The sequence below is a fragment of the Thermodesulfobacteriota bacterium genome (assembly GCA_035325995.1).
Taxonomy (GTDB): Bacteria; Desulfobacterota_D; UBA1144; order Nemesobacterales; family UBA2774; genus JADLGH01.
In genome coordinates, this window is record DAOKYU010000006.1 from 171,849 (window position 1) to 187,529 (window position 15,681).

The 15,681-nt window shown below is 59.2% G+C and carries 12 protein-coding genes; 7 read left to right on the top strand and 5 right to left on the bottom strand.

Translation table 11 applies throughout. The features are described 5' to 3' along the window. Positions 1 to 59 precede the first annotated feature (59 nt). The 3 genes from PKC29_09970 to PKC29_09980 all read right to left on the bottom strand — a co-directional run bounded on the left by PKC29_09970 (position 60) and on the right by PKC29_09980 (position 3,656). The gene (locus PKC29_09970; protein HML95743.1) at positions 60 to 1,910 is read right to left on the bottom strand and encodes a GNAT family N-acetyltransferase; all 1,851 of its coding nucleotides are present in this window, start codon (positions 1,908 to 1,910) and stop codon (positions 60 to 62) included. A gap of 81 nt (positions 1,911 to 1,991) precedes the next feature. Beyond that, positions 1,992 to 2,609: a hypothetical protein gene (locus tag PKC29_09975; GenBank protein HML95744.1), complete on the bottom strand. Its 618-nt coding sequence runs from the start codon at positions 2,607 to 2,609 to the stop codon at positions 1,992 to 1,994. A gap of 69 nt (positions 2,610 to 2,678) precedes the next feature. Then, a complete protein-coding gene (locus tag PKC29_09980) occupies positions 2,679 to 3,656 on the bottom strand; it encodes an arsenic resistance protein (protein ID HML95745.1) in 978 nt (325 codons plus the stop codon). Between the two features lie 312 nt (positions 3,657 to 3,968). On the opposite strand from PKC29_09980, the gene PKC29_09985 reads away from it, so the two are divergent. Together PKC29_09985 and pyk are read left to right on the top strand one after the other, a co-directional pair. After that, positions 3,969 to 4,163, top strand: coding sequence for a hypothetical protein (locus PKC29_09985; protein ID HML95746.1), 195 nt, complete (start codon positions 3,969 to 3,971; stop codon positions 4,161 to 4,163). 160 nt (positions 4,164 to 4,323) lie between these two features. After that, positions 4,324 to 5,715 carry a pyruvate kinase gene (pyk, locus tag PKC29_09990; GenBank protein ID HML95747.1) on the top strand — a complete coding sequence of 464 codons (1,392 nt, stop codon included), beginning with the start codon at positions 4,324 to 4,326 and terminating at the stop codon, positions 5,713 to 5,715. A gap of 3 nt (positions 5,716 to 5,718) precedes the next feature. Here the strand turns inward: pyk and PKC29_09995 are convergent, their stop codons facing one another. Then, positions 5,719 to 6,273: a hypothetical protein gene (locus PKC29_09995; GenBank protein ID HML95748.1), complete on the bottom strand. Its 555-nt coding sequence runs from the start codon at positions 6,271 to 6,273 to the stop codon at positions 5,719 to 5,721. Positions 6,274 to 6,501: 228 nt separating this feature from the next. Between PKC29_09995 and PKC29_10000 the strand changes: the two genes are divergently transcribed. From PKC29_10000 to PKC29_10020, 5 genes are all read left to right on the top strand, one after another. Beyond that, entirely contained in the window at positions 6,502 to 7,611 is a 1,110-nt protein-coding gene (locus tag PKC29_10000; protein HML95749.1) for a Fic family protein, read from the top strand. Positions 7,612 to 7,929: 318 nt separating this feature from the next. Then, positions 7,930 to 8,958, top strand: coding sequence for a mechanosensitive ion channel family protein (locus PKC29_10005; protein ID HML95750.1), 1,029 nt, complete (start codon positions 7,930 to 7,932; stop codon positions 8,956 to 8,958). A gap of 107 nt (positions 8,959 to 9,065) precedes the next feature. After that, on the top strand, positions 9,066 to 9,734 hold the full coding sequence (locus tag PKC29_10010) for a hypothetical protein (GenBank protein ID HML95751.1): 669 nt from the start codon (positions 9,066 to 9,068) through the stop codon (positions 9,732 to 9,734). A gap of 76 nt (positions 9,735 to 9,810) precedes the next feature. Further along, positions 9,811 to 10,293, top strand: coding sequence for a MarR family winged helix-turn-helix transcriptional regulator (locus tag PKC29_10015; GenBank protein HML95752.1), 483 nt, complete (start codon positions 9,811 to 9,813; stop codon positions 10,291 to 10,293). 766 nt (positions 10,294 to 11,059) lie between these two features. Beyond that, entirely contained in the window at positions 11,060 to 14,143 is a 3,084-nt protein-coding gene (locus tag PKC29_10020) for a GAF domain-containing protein (protein ID HML95753.1), read from the top strand. Between the two features lie 829 nt (positions 14,144 to 14,972). Here PKC29_10020 and PKC29_10025 read toward each other — a convergent pair. Further along, positions 14,973 to 15,647, bottom strand: coding sequence for a hypothetical protein (locus tag PKC29_10025; GenBank protein HML95754.1), 675 nt, complete (start codon positions 15,645 to 15,647; stop codon positions 14,973 to 14,975). Positions 15,648 to 15,681 lie beyond the last annotated feature (34 nt).

Sequence of the window (15,681 nt, forward strand, 5' to 3'; positions counted from 1 at the left end):
CCGGCCAGGTCACGTAAGGGCCGGTTCTCGAAAGAGGGGGGCGGTTTTTTCGGGAATTATCACGCGCGGGGATGTAAAAAGGACGCAGACGCATTATAACTTATACAGGCATGGACGAGTCGATACTGATTCCAACCGATTTTTCCGAAGTCGCCCACCGCGCGGCCGCGTACGCGGTCGCCCTCGGCAACCAGCTCGGCATCGCGCGCCTCGTGCTCTATCACGCGTGGCAGCAGTCGAACGTCGTCGATATCAACATGCCCGGCATGACACTCGTCAACGAGGACGAGATACAGGCGGCGAACGACGAATGGATGAGCTCCTTCGCGGGGGCCGTGAAAAAGGCGGCGGGAGGCGGCGTCGAGATTATAAAGGAGATAGATTACAACCCCCTCGATTACGGCGTCGCACATGCCGCCGAAAAGCACGGGGCCGCATACGTCGTCATGAGCGTTACCGGCTCGGGGAGATTCGTGGAAAAAATCATCGGAAGCAGCGCGGTTTCCGTCGCCAGGAAAATAGACGTTCCGGTAATCATCGTCCCCGGCGACTACGAATACAAAACGATCGAGCGCATAGCGCTCTCGTGCGACTACAAGGACACGGAGCATTCGGTTCCTTTCGGCAAAGTAGCCTCCATCGTAAAGGCTACCGGGTCCGGGCTGTTCGTGATTTACGTAGATACGAACGGCGGTCCGCCGCCCGATACGCTGAAGGAAGATAACGAGAGGATGAAGGAATCGCTGCAAGTTCCCGGCGTCGAATTCCATTCCCAGAAAGGCGCAAAATACATCGACGCCGTCAACGGCTTCAGCGAAGAGAACAGCATCGACCTCGTAATAGCCGTTCCGAAGAAAAAAGGTTTTTTTGAATCGCTGTTCAAGGGGAGTCACACTGCGGAGCTGGCGTTCCGGAGCGTAAGGCCCATCATGATAATCCACAACAGAATAATCAACAGCGGCGAGTAGAGGGGCCCGGCAATACAGCGCACGATTCGGGCCGAACGGCGTCGCCGGAACGCCGCCTAGTAGAAGACGGACGGCATCCACACGTCCTCGGGCTGTTCCGTACGGGCCGAGCGTCATGAGGTTCATGACCTTCATCGCGCGGTGCCTGTCGGCAAGGAGCCTCCTGTAAAGCTCCGCCTCTCTCAGCGGGCAGAAGAACCTCGCCCGGGGCGCGGGGAGCCTGCCGACCCCGGCTGCGAGCGCGGCTGCGTCGGCGACCGTTTCAGCCGCTCCGTGGCCCAGGAACCCCGGTATGAGATACCCTGTTATCCTCCCTCCGCGCTCGGCGACGAGCGGGGAGAACCCGAGCTTTATGGCGTTTCCGATTTCGTTCCCGCGGCTGACTTTATACTTTTCGAGGCAGAGCTCGGCCATCGCTGCTGCGTCCCCGGGGACGGCGGGGCGGACGGCTGCATCCGCGGCGACGTTCGCCGGGGCCGCCTGCATAAGCGCGACCGGCTCCCTGAGATGGAACCCCAAAGAGGCGTAGAGCGAAAGCGAGCGCGAGTTGAACGAGTCCTGCATGAGCCTTATCTCTTCGACCCCCCTTTCGCGCGCGGCGTCGAGAACGGCGTTCATGAGCGCTCTCCCGATCCCCCTTTCGTGGCGCTCCGGGTCCACGGTTATCGGCCCGACGCCCGCTACAGGGTCGGTGAACGAGATAAAGTTCGAGCCCACGGGCTTGCCGCCCAAAAGCGCCGCGACGCCGTGGAAATCGTCACGCGAGGCGAGGAAGCTTATGACCCCCTCCCCCGCTTCGAGCGTCGGGAAATCCCTCTCGAAAGCGTGCTTGTCGTGGACCGATCTAAAGGCCTCGAAGCATATCCTGCCGAGCTCCTTCGCGTGCTCGGGCGACACCGGGACGAGCGCCAGCTCTTCCGTGATTTTATCAGCCGTAGGCATTTCTTTCTCCTTTTATTTTTTAGAATCCGCGCCGCGTGAAAAGTTTCGGGCAAGCGGAGGAAACCTAGGAAACCTATGGGATCAGGCCCCCGCTCCGTCGATGAATCTTTTAAGCTCCTTCTTCCCTCCCTTCACGATTGGCTCGCCGTGCGCGAAGAGGACGGCGTCGAACGAACGCTCTTTCAATATTGCACGGAAGGATTTCACGAGCCCGCGCTTTACGTCCTCCGGATCGTCGCCCATGAGATAATCGGGCACGAACGACAGTCCGCCGCCGTCGTTCGTTATGGAATCCCCGAGCGAGAGGACGCCCTTCCCGACCGGAATGTAAAACGCCGTCTCTTCCGGGCAGAGAGAGCCGACTCCAAGCGCGAGCACGCCGCCCGGGAGCTCGTCCCCGTGCTCGAAGGGCTTTCCCTTCCGCCCCCTTTTGAACGCGTGCATCCCCGCGCCGTGGCACCATACCGTAAGCCCGTAGCGCCTGGCGAAGCGGCCCGAGTGGCGGTAGTGGAGGCGGTTCGTGAGGTATGCGTTCCGGGGCGCGCCGCAGGCTTCGAACCATCCGATGCCTTCGTCGGGAACCCTCGGGTCCACGAGGTACGGCGGGTCGGCGTCGGAGACGTAATACGAATGGACGTCCTGCCCGATGCCCTCGTGAAACGTCGTCCAGTGATACAGGCCGGGAAGTATCTCTTCCATTCTCGCCGCTCCGGTTATTCGTAAAATGGTAATACATTCGGCTCCGGCAGTCCATAGGCCCGGGCCGGGTCATGCGGGGCCGCTTTCTTCAGGCGCGGGCACTACGAGAGACGGCACCAGCCGAATGGAGACGAGCTCGGCCGCGAGCTCTATAATCGTCTGCGTTACGACGACCGCAGCCGCCGCATAGCGGAGCTCGCCGGGCAGAGCGAGCGCCAGCGGGAGGACGACGAGCGAGTTCCGCGTGAGGCCGCTGAATACGAGGGTCCTCGACTCGCGCGTTCCCAGGCGGAAGAGCCCGGCCACGACTCGCCCCGCGAGGAGTGAGACGGCAACGTATGCTATATATACCGGCACGGCGTAGAGGATCACACCGAGATGCTCCCGGATTATCCCGGCCTGCGACGCGGGGATGACGAACAGGACGAGCGCCATCGCCGGGACGGGTATCCACGCCGTGAGGCCGAGCCACTTTTCGGCTATTTCCATGTTGCGGGCCCGGTGCTGTGTGAGCACGGCGAGGGTCAGCGGAACAGCTATAAGAAGCACGAACGCCCGGACGAACGGCCCGGCGCTCATCACCCCCGCAGCGCCCGGCCCGAGGAAGAGCCCGAGATACACGGGCAGGAGAAGCATCTGGACGGCCAGGAGGAGCGGGGTAGATGCGAGCATAAGGGCCGGGTCGCCCCGGCCGAGCCGCGTGAAGGCGACGACGTAATCTATGCACGGCGTAAGGAGGACGAGCACTACCCCGATAAGGAGCGGCTCCGAATCCGGAAGGAACCTCGTCAGCACCCACACGACGGCGGGCACGACGGCGAAGTTGAGCGCCAGGAGCGCCGCCGTGAATCTCCCCTTCGATACGGCCTCGCGGAATCCAAGGAACGGTATCTGCGAGAACATCCCGTAGAGGAGGACGGCCAGTGCGGGCTCTATCCACGCTTCGAGCGATCCACCCGCCCCGGGGGCGAGCAGCCCGGCCGGAATACCGGCAAGTATCGCCAGCGCGTATATGCCGGCCTGTTTGTCTTCGAGGGTCCTGAGCAACGTATTTTTCCGGCGAAGGGGCGCGAAAGTGAATCCCGATAGCCCGCCGGATGCGTATAATGTACTGTGAGAGTGGCTCGTGGTCTACGGGTTAACCGGAGCGCACGGCGAGGATCGTGTTCCCACAATGGGCATAATTGTGCAAAAAACCGAACAACCGACAGCACAATTTTCGCCATCCGGCTCGGCCCCGGACTCACATTATCGTTTTATTACAGCAGGTTACGTATTTTAGTTATCCTATATAGTAAATGGCACAAGTATTGCACTATATTGCGACAAATCTAACAAGCCGACAACGGAGACAGAGAAATGGATACCACCAAGAGAAAAGAGCGTAAAGTATGGCACTTCTGCCCGGGATGCTCGACGTGGCGCACTGCCGATAAGTTCCAGGCGAAGAAGATAATGCGCGGCGCATACGGAAACTGCGACGAGTGCCTGTCCGCAAAGCCGAAGATGATCCCCGAAGCACGCATTATCGAGCTTTCGGCTACGGGCAAATAAAAAGCCCCGCAGCCGTAAAAACCGGACGCATTTCCCGATACCGGACGCGCCGCCGACGGCGGCCTTCGCATCCGGGCCGGTTATACTTTTCCCCGACAACCGTTCTTTCGACCCCTCCCGGTGCGCCCGCACGGACGCCCGTCCGTACATGGAGGCATTTATGATCAAGACCAAAATCATATGCACGATAGGCCCCGCGTCGAGCCGGCCCGAAACGATAAGGCTGCTCGTCGAGTCCGGTATGAACGTCGCGCGGCTCAACTTCTCGCACGGGACCCGCGACGAGCACGGGGAGCGCATCCGGACGATACGGCGCGTCTCGGGCGAGCTCGGAAGGCCGGTGGCTATAATGCAGGACCTCGCCGGCCAGAAGATACGCGTCGGGACGGTCGAGCCCGACCCGCTGACGCTCAGGGCGGGGGAAGTGTTCACGCTTACGACCCGGAGCGCCGCAGGAGAGCCCGGTGCGGTTACGGTGGAGTTTCCGGGGTTTCCCCGGATGGTGAAGCCCGGAGACGCGATACTCCTAAGCGACGGGTCGATAGAGCTCAGGGTAACTTCGACCACGGAAACGGACGTCGTAACGACCGTCGCGGCGGGCGGCGAGCTGAGCTCGCGGAAGGGGGTAAACGTGCCGCTCCATTCGCTCGACGTCCCGGCGTTCACGGACAAGGACCGTGAAGACCTCGAATTCGGGATACGCCGCGGCGTCGACGTCGTGGCGCAGTCGTTCGCCAGGAACGCGGCAGACGTCCGGCAGGTAAGGGACTTTCTGAAAGAGCGGGGGAGCGCCGTGCCCATAGTCGCCAAGATAGAGAACAACCGCGCCATAGAGAACATCGACGGCATACTCAACGCCGTGGACGGCATAATGGTCGCGCGCGGGGACCTCGGGGTGGAAACTCCGCTCGAAAAGGTGCCGCTCGTGCAGAAGATTATAATCGCGAAGTCGAACGCCGCGGGGAAGACAGTCATCACCGCCACGCACATGCTGAAGTCGATGGTGAGCGAGGTACGGCCGACGAGGGCCGAGGCCGCCGACGTCGCCAACGCCGTACTCGACGGGACGGACGCCGTGATGCTCTCCGAGGAAACGGCCATAGGGAAATACCCGGCGCTCGCGGCGGAGATTCTCGGGCGCATAGCGCGCGAAGCCGAATCGAGCGCCCTCTTCGGCGGCGTCGTCGAAAGGCTGCGAAGCTATCCGCCGCGCTCGGACAGGGAAGCGTTCGGGCTGTCGGTGTGTAACCTGTCGGACAACATAAGGGCCTCGGGGATAGTCACCCATACCCTGTCGGGATACACCGCGAGGCTCATAGCGCGGTACAGGCCGGAGCAGGCCGTGACGGCCATCACGCCCTCCGAGGAGACGTACAGGCAGCTCGCCGCCGTGTGGGGGGTAGAGCCGGTGTTCGACCCGAAGAGCGCGGGCCGTGACCTTCCGCCGAAGGAGGCGGTGCGCGCGGCGCTCGAATCGGGGGCCGTAAGACCCGGCGACAAGGTAGTCGTCACGGACGGCGTCAGCATGAGCGTCGTGACGGCGGAGGGGTGAGGATCAGTTCCCCGGGTCCTCGGAGTCGGGCCTCTTCAGCATCCCCGTAAGCGTCCCCTTGACGGCGAAGTCCCAGTCGCCCTTGTAGTCCACGTCGCTTATGAGCCAGCCCTTGTCGGTCTTTTCGAGGAGGACGGCGTCTTTCCATTTGAACGTCTTCCCGTCGCCGGGGTTCGTGTTAGAGAACCCGACCTCGCACTCGGCGGAATCGTCCTTTTCCTCGCACTTCCCTACCTGAAACGCGTCGGCCCCTTCGAAGAGCGACGTGAATACGTCGCCCTCGACGAGCGGCGGCGCCTCGCCCTTCGTCTCTTCCTTGTACTTCTTCTCCGCGAGGTCTGCTTCCTTGAGCAGCGATACGAGGCCGGGCGCGAGATACGGCGAGAGCCTGGCGAGCTTCTCCGCGTCGGGTATGCCGCGAGGCTTCACCTCGATATACGCGCCGTAAAACCCGCTGACCGTATCGGCCGGCCCCTTGTCGCCGGCCTTCGAATAGACAGCGAGGGACAGCGTGAAAACGCAGATTATTACAGTGTTCAGAATGATTTTCACGGTCATGTCTTCTCCTCCCGGGCTTATGGCCCGGAAAATCCCTACTCAATTCTCGGGCAAAATTCCCGCCCGGTCAACGGACCCCTGAAAATCGGCCCTGTGCCGTTTCAAGGCTCGATTTAACCGGAACCGGCGGGAAAAGGACTCCTCGCTATACCGCATGAGCTATAGAACGTGTTTCTATAACTCACAAATGTATGGTAGTATGAGTTATACAAGCAGGGTATATGGCTCATGACATGGAACTGGCAACAAAAAAACTGGCCTGAATTCAGCTTCGACAGAGAGGCCCTGGCTTATTTGGAGGCAAAATTCCTTCACCAGTCGGGCGTCCTGATCGGCGCTCTCAAAAGCTTTTCCGATGACGATAAACGCGCCCTGACGATCGAGATCATAACCGATGAGGCGCTGACTACCTCGGCCATCGAGGGCGAAATCCTGGACAGGGATTCGGTTCAGTCTTCCATCGCCCGGAATTTCGGCCTGGACACACCGAGGCACGGCATCCCGTCGGCAGAAAAAGGAATTGCAGAAATGATGGTCGATCTTTACAGGAGCTATAACACGCCGCTCTCACGTGAAATGCTCTTTTCCTGGCATATGATGCTCCTGACCGGCCGCGGCGATTTACGCGATATCGGCCGATACCGGACCCACAAAGAGGCTATGCGTGTGGTATCGGGAAAGTATCAGGAGCCGATTATACATTTTGAAGCGCCGCCCTCGTCCGACATAAAAATGGAGATGGATCGCTTTATAGAGTGGTTTAATACCGGCAATACGAGCGGGGCCTTAACACGCGCCGGCGTCGCCCACCTGTATTTTGTTTCCGTCCATCCCTTCGAAGACGGAAACGGCAGGCTGGGGCGCGCCATTTCAGAAAAATCGCTGTCCATGAGTCTCGGGCGCCCTACCCTCATATCGCTTTCATACATGATCGAAAAACACAGGAAAAATTATTACAGGGCCCTGGAGCTGAACAATAAAAAACTGGAAATAACGGACTGGCTCCTGTATTTCGCCCGAACAATCCTGGACGCGCAGGGCTATACGCAAAGCCTGATCAACTTCCTGATAGAGAAAACCAGGCTCTACGACCGGCTGCGCGGCAGGCTGAACGAGCGGCAGGAAAAAGTCATCGCGCGGATGTTCAGGGAAGGTGTCGACGGGTTCAAAGGCGGCCTCAGCGCCGAGAACTATATCCGTATTGCAGATACCTCTCGTGCGACGGCGACCAGGGACTTAAGGGATCTTGTCGACAAGGGCGCGCTCTGGAAAAAAGGTCAATTGAAACATACACGTTACTATCTTAATATTGAGCATGAAAGCGCGACGCCTTTATGATTCGAGTTTCTCGTCGCGGAGTTCCCGGAGCCGAAAACCGGCCGGGGCATAAGTGAGATAATTTCAGCCGGCCGGTCCGAATGTGCTTCCCAATAGCCGTCCCCCATCCCCGCGAGCACCGGGGAGCGTATGTTATAGTTAATGCCAACGATATTCGAAGGCCCTGCCGGGAATATGCCCGGAAGCCGTCCATCCGAACCTTTGGAGAGCGGACGAAGCTTTGACAACCCCGGCCGACCGGCCGCCCCCGCCATTAACGCAGGACTCACTCAGGCAGCCGAGTCATAGACAGGGCCCAGCGCAACCGGAGGTGCATTCATGATAGAAGACTACATCGCACGCATTACAGACCCCGCATTCGCGCGGAGCACGCTCGACTGGCTCGTCACTTCGGGGCTCAGAATCCTGTTGGTAGTCGTAATCGCGTTCGTCGCGGTCAAGCTCGTATACAGGCTCATAGACGGGCTCGAAGCGAGGATCGCCGCCCGGAGCGGCGCGTTCGACAGCGCGCTCGAAACGGGCAGGAGGCTCGCAACGGTCAAGAACCTCCTTAAGCACCTTGTGTTCATAATTATCTTCGGCATCGCGGCGATGATCGTCCTCCGCGAGCTCGGCGTGGACATAGCGCCCATCATAGCCGGCGCCGGCATCATGGGACTGGCCGTCAGCTTCGGCGCTCAGAACCTCGTCCGCGACATAATCAGCGGGTTCTTCATGATCATGGAAGACCAGGTCCGCGTGGGCGACGTCGCGGTCGTAAACGGCACGGGAGGCACCGTCGAGGAAATCAATTTCAGGACCATAGTCCTCAGGGACCTCGAAGGCACCGTGCACGTCTTTCCGAACGGGACTGTGACGCAGCTCGCCAACCGAAGCAAGGGCTGGTCACGCTACGTCATCGACATGGGCGTCGCGTACAAGGAGAACGTCGACTACGTGATAGAGGTTATGAAGAAGATCGGGGAGGAGATTTCCCGGGACAAGGATTTCGGCCCGCTCATACTGGAACCGATGCAGGTGCTCGGCGTGGACAGCTTCGGCCCCTCGGAGGTGGTCATAAAATGCATGATCAAGACGCGCCCGCTCAAGCAGTGGGACGTCGGCAGAGAGCTCAGGAGGAGGATAAAGAACAGGTTCGACGAGCTCGGCATCGAGATACCTTTCCCGCACATGAGCATTTATTTCGGCGAGGCGAGTAAGCCGTTCGAGGTCGAGGTGGCGGGAATCGTGAACGGCCCCGGCGGCTCGAAGGAAGGCCCCGGGAAACCGGGAGACGAGGGAGAAGAAAAGCCCCGCGCGCCGAGCGGTTTCGCCGCGCCGGGGCAGGATACACCGGGCGGCGATTGATTCCCGAAATTTAAGCGGAGGAGGCCGGACCGAGGCCCTCGGCCGCCCGGATGAGCGCCCGGTAATTTTAGTAAGAAGCCGGTTCCTTGTGTGGTAACGTTCTTGGTATGAACAAAGGGAGCCGCCATTCGTTTCTTTACAGAAACAGCCTCAGCCTGGCCCTCCTCGGCCTGATGATTATCTTCCTCGCGGCGCAGCTCCTCACCGGCTACCAAGTCTACAACGACGAGCGCGAGGACGAGGGAGCGCCGCCGGCCGCCATTACAGAATACGTTTCCAGCGGCCACTTTATCCAGGCGACGTTCGAGAACTGGGAGAGCGAGTTCCTGCAAATGGCGATATACGTCCTCCTGACGGTATCGTTGAGACAGGCGGGGTCTTCCGAATCGAAAAAGCTCGGCGTCAGGGACAGCTCCGAAAAGCCGCCCGAGCCCCGGCCCGACTCGCCCTGGCCCGTGAAGAAGGGAGGGGTTTGGCTGAAGCTTTACGAAAACTCTCTTTCTCTGGGATTTTTATTGTTGTTCCTTATGTCTTTCGTGCTGCACTTTAACGGGAGCCTCAAGGATTACAACGAGCATGAGCTGATGTCGGGAGGGGAGCCTGCGTCGTGGCCGGATTATCTGATGAATTCGCGATTCTGGTTCGAATCGTTTCAAAACTGGCAGAGCGAGTTTCTCGCCGTCGCCTCTATCGTGCTGCTTTCGATATGGCTGAGACAGAAAGGCTCGCCCGAGTCCAAGCCCGTGGACGCCTCCTTCGAGGATACGGGGAAGTAACCGTGTAACATTAATGATAAGTCGTACTTAGAGTTTATATCCTACAGAATTAGTATATAATATGCCAAATATGAAAATGACATCCAAAACCAAAAAGGCCGGCGGAAATCCCGACTTCGCCGACCTTGCACTGAACGAGTGCCTGGACTGTCTCTGCTACGAGTTCAGAAAAACGGCGCGGGTGGTAATAAACTTTTACGACGATGCGCTCAAAAGCACCGACCTCAAAAGCAACCAGTTCCTCATACTCGTAGCGGTGGCTTCCATGAAATCGACGAACTTCAAGACGCTTGCGGAGTTTCTCGGCATCGACCAGAGCACCCTCGCGAGGAACCTGGTAACCGTCGAAAAGCAGGGCTTCGTCACCGTAAAGCACGGAAAGAACCGGAGGGAGAAGATCATAACCCTCTCCCGGAAGGGCAAGCAGAAGCTCGCATCCGCGTTCCCGTTCTGGCAGAAGGCCCAGAAAAGCCTGCTCGACAAGGTCGGGACCGACAGGTGGCATAAGCTAAGGGCGGAGATGGCCGAAGTCGCCGACGCCGCCCGCGAGCAGGACTAGCCCCCCTGCCCCTGCCCGGGAACGTACCGCCGACCCGCTTCCCCGCGGACGATGGATCGCCCGCCCGGCGGGACCATAACACGACCGGGAGAAGGGCTTGTCCGGAACCATTTTCATCGACCCGGCCCCTGCCTCCCTCCTGAGCGGTACCCCGCTCTTCCCGCCGCGAAAAGATAGATAGATATAAAAATATTTTGGCAAGTTCGTCAATAACATATTGACATTAAATTGCAGAGGCACGATAATGACGGATAGGGCACAAGTGTAATAAAGTCTTGTGTTGCCGGGGACTACCGGCGGTCTTCGAGGCGAGGCCCGGGGGACGGAAAGGGCATCGGCGCGGACGGAGAAACGGCACTTCGCGGGTTCTTCGCCCCCTGCAAATTGCGGTAGCATCGGGACGCGGAATCGGTAATCATTAGTCATGAGAGAGGCAGGCCGCAGTCCGGAGAGCCAGCGGTTTCGGGGACAGCGGCCGTGCTACCCCCGTGCGGAGCGGCAGGAGCTTCGGCCGGGCCGGGATAAACCGTGATCCCGGGACGATTGCCCCCGTTCGTATGCATGCGGAAGGACCGGGGCGGTCTCAGGCGTACCGGACATTGCCGATTAAATACGCACCATCGTCAGGCCATGCAAACCTTTAGCCCTTGTAGTTATTGCAAAGCCGTACGCGGACCGGCCGCAAGCAGAAAAAAGGGAGATAGAACAAGCCACGAACCGCCCGTTGGGCGAAGGAACCCCGAGCATATCAGAGCAGATAGCCGGAATGGACAACGATCAAAGAATACAAATCCCGATTACGGATGACGAGCTTTCGGGGAAGAGCCGCGAAGAGCTCATATCCGTAATCAAATCCCTCTCGGAGGAAAACCGGCGCCTCGGATCCCGCATCGGCGAGCTCGGCTCCGAGCTTAATCACCTCACGCACCTGGGCGCCATACTCGAAGAATCGGCATTCGAGATATGCGTCCTCGATACGAAGAACCTGAGGTTCATTTACGCGAACGGAAAGATGCTCGAAAGCCTGGGCTGCACAGCCGAGGAGATATGCTCGCTCACCTTTTACGACGTCACGAAGTCGGGCAGCGTGGACAAGCACCTGGAGCCTCTCCGATCGGGCGGGTCCCCGAAGGCGGGATTTTCCACGTACCTTTTCAGGAAGGACGGGACGTGCTATCCCGTGGAGATGCACGTAAGGGCGACGGAGTGCTGCGGCTCGCAGGTGTACGCCGCCGTCGCGCTCGACGTATCGCGCCTTCTCGACGCCGAGGACAGGCTGAGGGAAACACTCGACCATCTTTCGAAGATAAACAGGTACGAGACAGTGGTCGGAATCGTGACCCGGAGCGTGCACAAGGCGGTCGATCTCCGGACGGTGCTGGAAAACGCCGTCCAGGCGATACGGCAGAACATGAAGACGGTGAACCACGTTTCGATTTACCTCGCCGAGGGCTCGGTCGCCGTCATGCACGCGCACAGGGGCTATCCCGAATGGTTCATAAAGTGCGCGGGGCGCGTGCAGTTCCCGAGGGGGGCCGTGTGGCGGACGATTATCGACGGGCGGACGCTCTACGTCCCCGACACGGACGACGACCCTCACATAGGGCCCGCCGGAAGGGAGCTCGGCGTAAAGAGCTACGTCATAGTTCCGCTGAAGAACGACGGCAAGGTGCTCGGGGCCCTGTGCATCGCGACCGACGCGAAGAACGCCTTCAGGTCGGACGAGCTCAGGGTGGTGGACATAGTATCGCGGCAGATAGAAATCGCCATGGGGAACGCCCGGTTCGTCGAGTCGCTAATAGCGTCCGAGAAATCGCTCAGGGACAAGATAGAAAAGCTCTCGAAGAAAGAGAGCTACGAGAAGATAATAAACGCGATCACGCGAAGCGCTCACGGCTCGGCCGACTTCGACGGGATAATGGAGTTCACGGTATCGAGCCTGAGGCAGATAGTGACGAAGGCCGATTTCATCTGCATACACCTGGTCGAGGACAATTCGGCCGTCCTCAAGGCGAGCTCGGGCCACGACGAGGAATACCTCGAAAAGGTAAGGCGCATCCCCTACCCGAGGGGGCTCACCTGGAAGACGATATCGAGCGGCGAAACGGGAATGTGCCTCGACACGGACAAGAAGACGGATTCGCCCGTGGGCCCGGCGGCGAAGGCGCTCGATGTAAAGAGCTATCTCTCGGTGCCCATAAGGTCCGTCGCGAGCCCGGCGGGGTGCATCACGCTCATGTCGCAGAGGAAAAACGCGTTCAGCCCGAGGGAGGTTTCTCTCCTCGAATCCATAGCCGAGCAGATAGGGCTCGCCATAGTGAACGCGCGTTACGTGCAGGAGATAGAAACCAACGAGAAGCGGCTCAAGGCCCTCGTCGGCTCCGTCGACGAGATAGTCTGCGAGATGGACGGGAACGGCGCATACCTCGGCATATGGACGGACAACGAAAGGCTCCTCGTCCGGCCGAAGGAGGAGATGCTCGGGCGGAGACTGGCGGAATTCTACCCCGCGGGCTTCGCCTCGAAGATGACCGACGTCATAAGGCGCGTCATAAGCACGCGTAAGTCCGAATCGGCCGAATACAGGATAGCGACCGACAGCGGCGAGCGCACGTTCCGCGTGCGCGTGAACGCAATTACGTCGGGCGGCGCGAGGCAGGGGACGGCGTCCGTCCTCTTCCGCGACATAACCGACAGCAAGGTGCTCGAAACGAGGCTCCTCCGCTCGCAGCGCCTCGACAGCCTCGGGAAGCTGGCCGGCGGCATAGCGCACGACCTCAACAATATCCTCCAGCCGATAATGATGTCCATACAGCTCCTCGAAGGGAAGGCCGCCGACGCGCAATCGAAAAAGTGGCTCGAAATACTCGCGACGAGCGCGCGCAGGGGCTCGGACCTCATAAAGCAGATACTCTCGTTCGCAAGGGGGCTCGAAAGCTCGAAGCAGCCCCTCGACATGAAGAATGTCGTAAGCGACGTGGAGAGGCTCGTAAGGGAGACTTTCCCCAAGCTGATAAACATACACGTCGACATAAAGGACGACCTGCCGCCCGTCCTTGCGGACCACACCCAGATAAACCAGGTGTTCATGAACCTCTGCGTGAATTCGAGGGACGCAATGCCCGGGGGCGGCGATATATTCATAAAGGCCAGGCGTCTCCGCTCAGGCCGCGAAAGCCTTCCGGAGTTTTTCGACCCGGGACACAGGGAGTACATCGAGGTATCGGTGTCCGACACGGGGACGGGCATCCCGCCCGAAGACCTCGACCGCGTCTTCGACCCGTTCTTCACGACGAAGGGGCTCGACAAGGGGACGGGACTCGGCCTCTCGACGACGTACGGCATCGTCAAGGACCACGACGGCTATATAAACCTTGAGAGCGAGCCCGGCAAGGGGACGACGTTCACTATATACCTTCCCGCGATAGAATCGGAAGACATGGAGAGCTCGGCGAGGGGGATTTATTCCGGCATACCGTACGGGAGGGGCGAGCTCATACTGGTCGTGGACGACGAGAACATGATAACGGACATGGCGAGGTCCATACTCGAAGAGTACAAGTACAGGGTGCTCGTCGCAAGCAACGGCAAGGAAGCGACCGAGCTCTTCCTCGACAGGAAGGACGAGGTGTACGCCGCTATCGTGGACATGATGATGCCGGTCATGGGCGGCAAGACGACGATAAGGACGCTCAAGAAAGAGTGCCCCGCGCTCAAGGTTATCGCGATAAGCGGGTATCAGCGCGAGCACGAGCTAGTGGACATGCACGATATAGAGGTAGACGCCTTTCTTCCGAAGCCCTTCGACGCCGAGACGCTCCTCCAGACGCTTAACCAGGTGCTGGTTTAGGCGCGCCGCGAGCGCTGACATTCGAAGTAGCAACGCTTTGCCATTGCCACCCGACGCACTTCAGGTGACTCTAGCAACGTCGGCGCTACGCTGAAAATCCCTTAATATTGCAAGCCGTGTAAACGGCGCAGCAATACATTCCCGGGCCGTCAAAATTCGCGTTAAGAAAATCGAGCGCATGAGCGTTAAGAATCCGATGTGGGGCTGTGGGCCGGTGGAGGATTTAGTGAAGAAGCGATGATTTTTAGCAGAATTTTTCCCGGCCCGTGACTTTTGCTACTTTTGGTCAAGCAAAAGTAGAAAACACTTTCTCCATACCTACCAGCCACCACCGTACGTCCCCCGCAAGGACGCCAATCCCACATGGCGTATTGCTAGTATCACCTTTCGCGCTTCAGATGCTTCTAACCTCCGAAGGTGCTACGTCGAAAGACACGCATACGTGTGTGGTCAGTCAAAAATAGAGGTCTTTTGCTTTTGTCTTTGCCTTTACCTCTACATCCCCCTTTAGGAAAAGGGGGGCAGGGGGATTTATTGTCTTTGCTTTAAAGACGAGATCCTGAATCAAGTTCAGGATGACTACAAAAAAAAGAACAAGGATAAAAACTGGATTCCCGACCCGGCTTCACCCGTGGGCTATGCCGCGGCAAGTACAGGCCTTGATACTAAAGAAGGCAAGGGCTGAGCAGTACTGGATAAACGCTTCCGCTTCAAGGTTGCGGCGTCCAATTCCTCGCTCGCTCGAAATCGTTGGGAATGACAAAAGAAACGGTGCTTCGAGTCTCTAACCCCGCTACGCCGCACTCCTGCATGCGTACACCGCTGCATCCTAGTAATTACCGTGCTGCAGGCCGCCGGTTATCGTCATGACCCAATCGCCCCAGTAGAAAAGACGCATGTTCCCGTCAACCGTCTGAACGGCGGGGTTGTCGGACCAGCCGCCGGGCGTCAGCACTTTATACATGGCGTTCTCGTCTTCGAAGATGTACTTATCGCCGTTCTCGAGCGTAACGAGGAATTCGTTCCCGGCCCGCTCGTCCAGAACCGCCACGGTGCAATCGCCGTGGTAGACGTAGAGCCCGCCCTTCCTGTCGTAGAGCGAGCAGCCGGCGTCGTCGGACACCGACGCCCTCGGCGCGGGCTCTGCATAGGCCGGGGATTGATAGTAGCCCGAGCTCTCGACACTGCTCGTGACCGCATCGTAAACACACTGGTAGTCGAACGACAGCCAGTAGCCGTCGGACTTAAGGTATTCGCCTGTGCCGGCGAGCTTGTTCTTCGTATCGGAGAGCTCGGAGAGCGTCATGTCCTCGTAATGGAAAAGCAACTTTTGCGCGTCGTAATGCTCGCCCCTGATCTTGTTGTTGATCGTCTTCTGGCAATCCTGCACCCAGCCCGTGTCGGGCGTCATGGGCGGCACGTCCGGACTGGCGATCGACGCCGCGAGCGGGGCCGCCCCGACGAGCAGAATGGTCAGGAGTTTCGTTAAAGTGCGTGAATTCATGTCTCGATATCTCCCCCCGGCAACCGTTCTATAG

Excerpts from the sequence above, each read along its gene's own strand:
- PKC29_09975 (HML95744.1), bottom strand. The coding sequence starts at position 2,609 with ATGGAAGAGATACTTCCCGGCCTGTATCACTGGACGACGTTTCACGAG.
- PKC29_10015 (HML95752.1), top strand. The coding sequence starts at position 9,811 with ATGACATCCAAAACCAAAAAGGCCGGCGGAAATCCCGACTTCGCCGAC.
- PKC29_09970 (HML95743.1), bottom strand. The coding sequence starts at position 1,910 with ATGCCTACGGCTGATAAAATCACGGAAGAGCTGGCGCTCGTCCCGGTG.
- pyk (HML95747.1), top strand. The coding sequence starts at position 4,324 with ATGATCAAGACCAAAATCATATGCACGATAGGCCCCGCGTCGAGCCGG.
- PKC29_10025 (HML95754.1), bottom strand. The coding sequence starts at position 15,647 with ATGAATTCACGCACTTTAACGAAACTCCTGACCATTCTGCTCGTCGGG.
- PKC29_09985 (HML95746.1), top strand. The coding sequence starts at position 3,969 with ATGGATACCACCAAGAGAAAAGAGCGTAAAGTATGGCACTTCTGCCCG.
- PKC29_09995 (HML95748.1), bottom strand. The coding sequence starts at position 6,273 with ATGACCGTGAAAATCATTCTGAACACTGTAATAATCTGCGTTTTCACG.
- PKC29_10000 (HML95749.1), top strand. The coding sequence starts at position 6,502 with ATGACATGGAACTGGCAACAAAAAAACTGGCCTGAATTCAGCTTCGAC.
- PKC29_10005 (HML95750.1), top strand. The coding sequence starts at position 7,930 with ATGATAGAAGACTACATCGCACGCATTACAGACCCCGCATTCGCGCGG.
- PKC29_10020 (HML95753.1), top strand. The coding sequence starts at position 11,060 with ATGGACAACGATCAAAGAATACAAATCCCGATTACGGATGACGAGCTT.
- PKC29_10010 (HML95751.1), top strand. The coding sequence starts at position 9,066 with ATGAACAAAGGGAGCCGCCATTCGTTTCTTTACAGAAACAGCCTCAGC.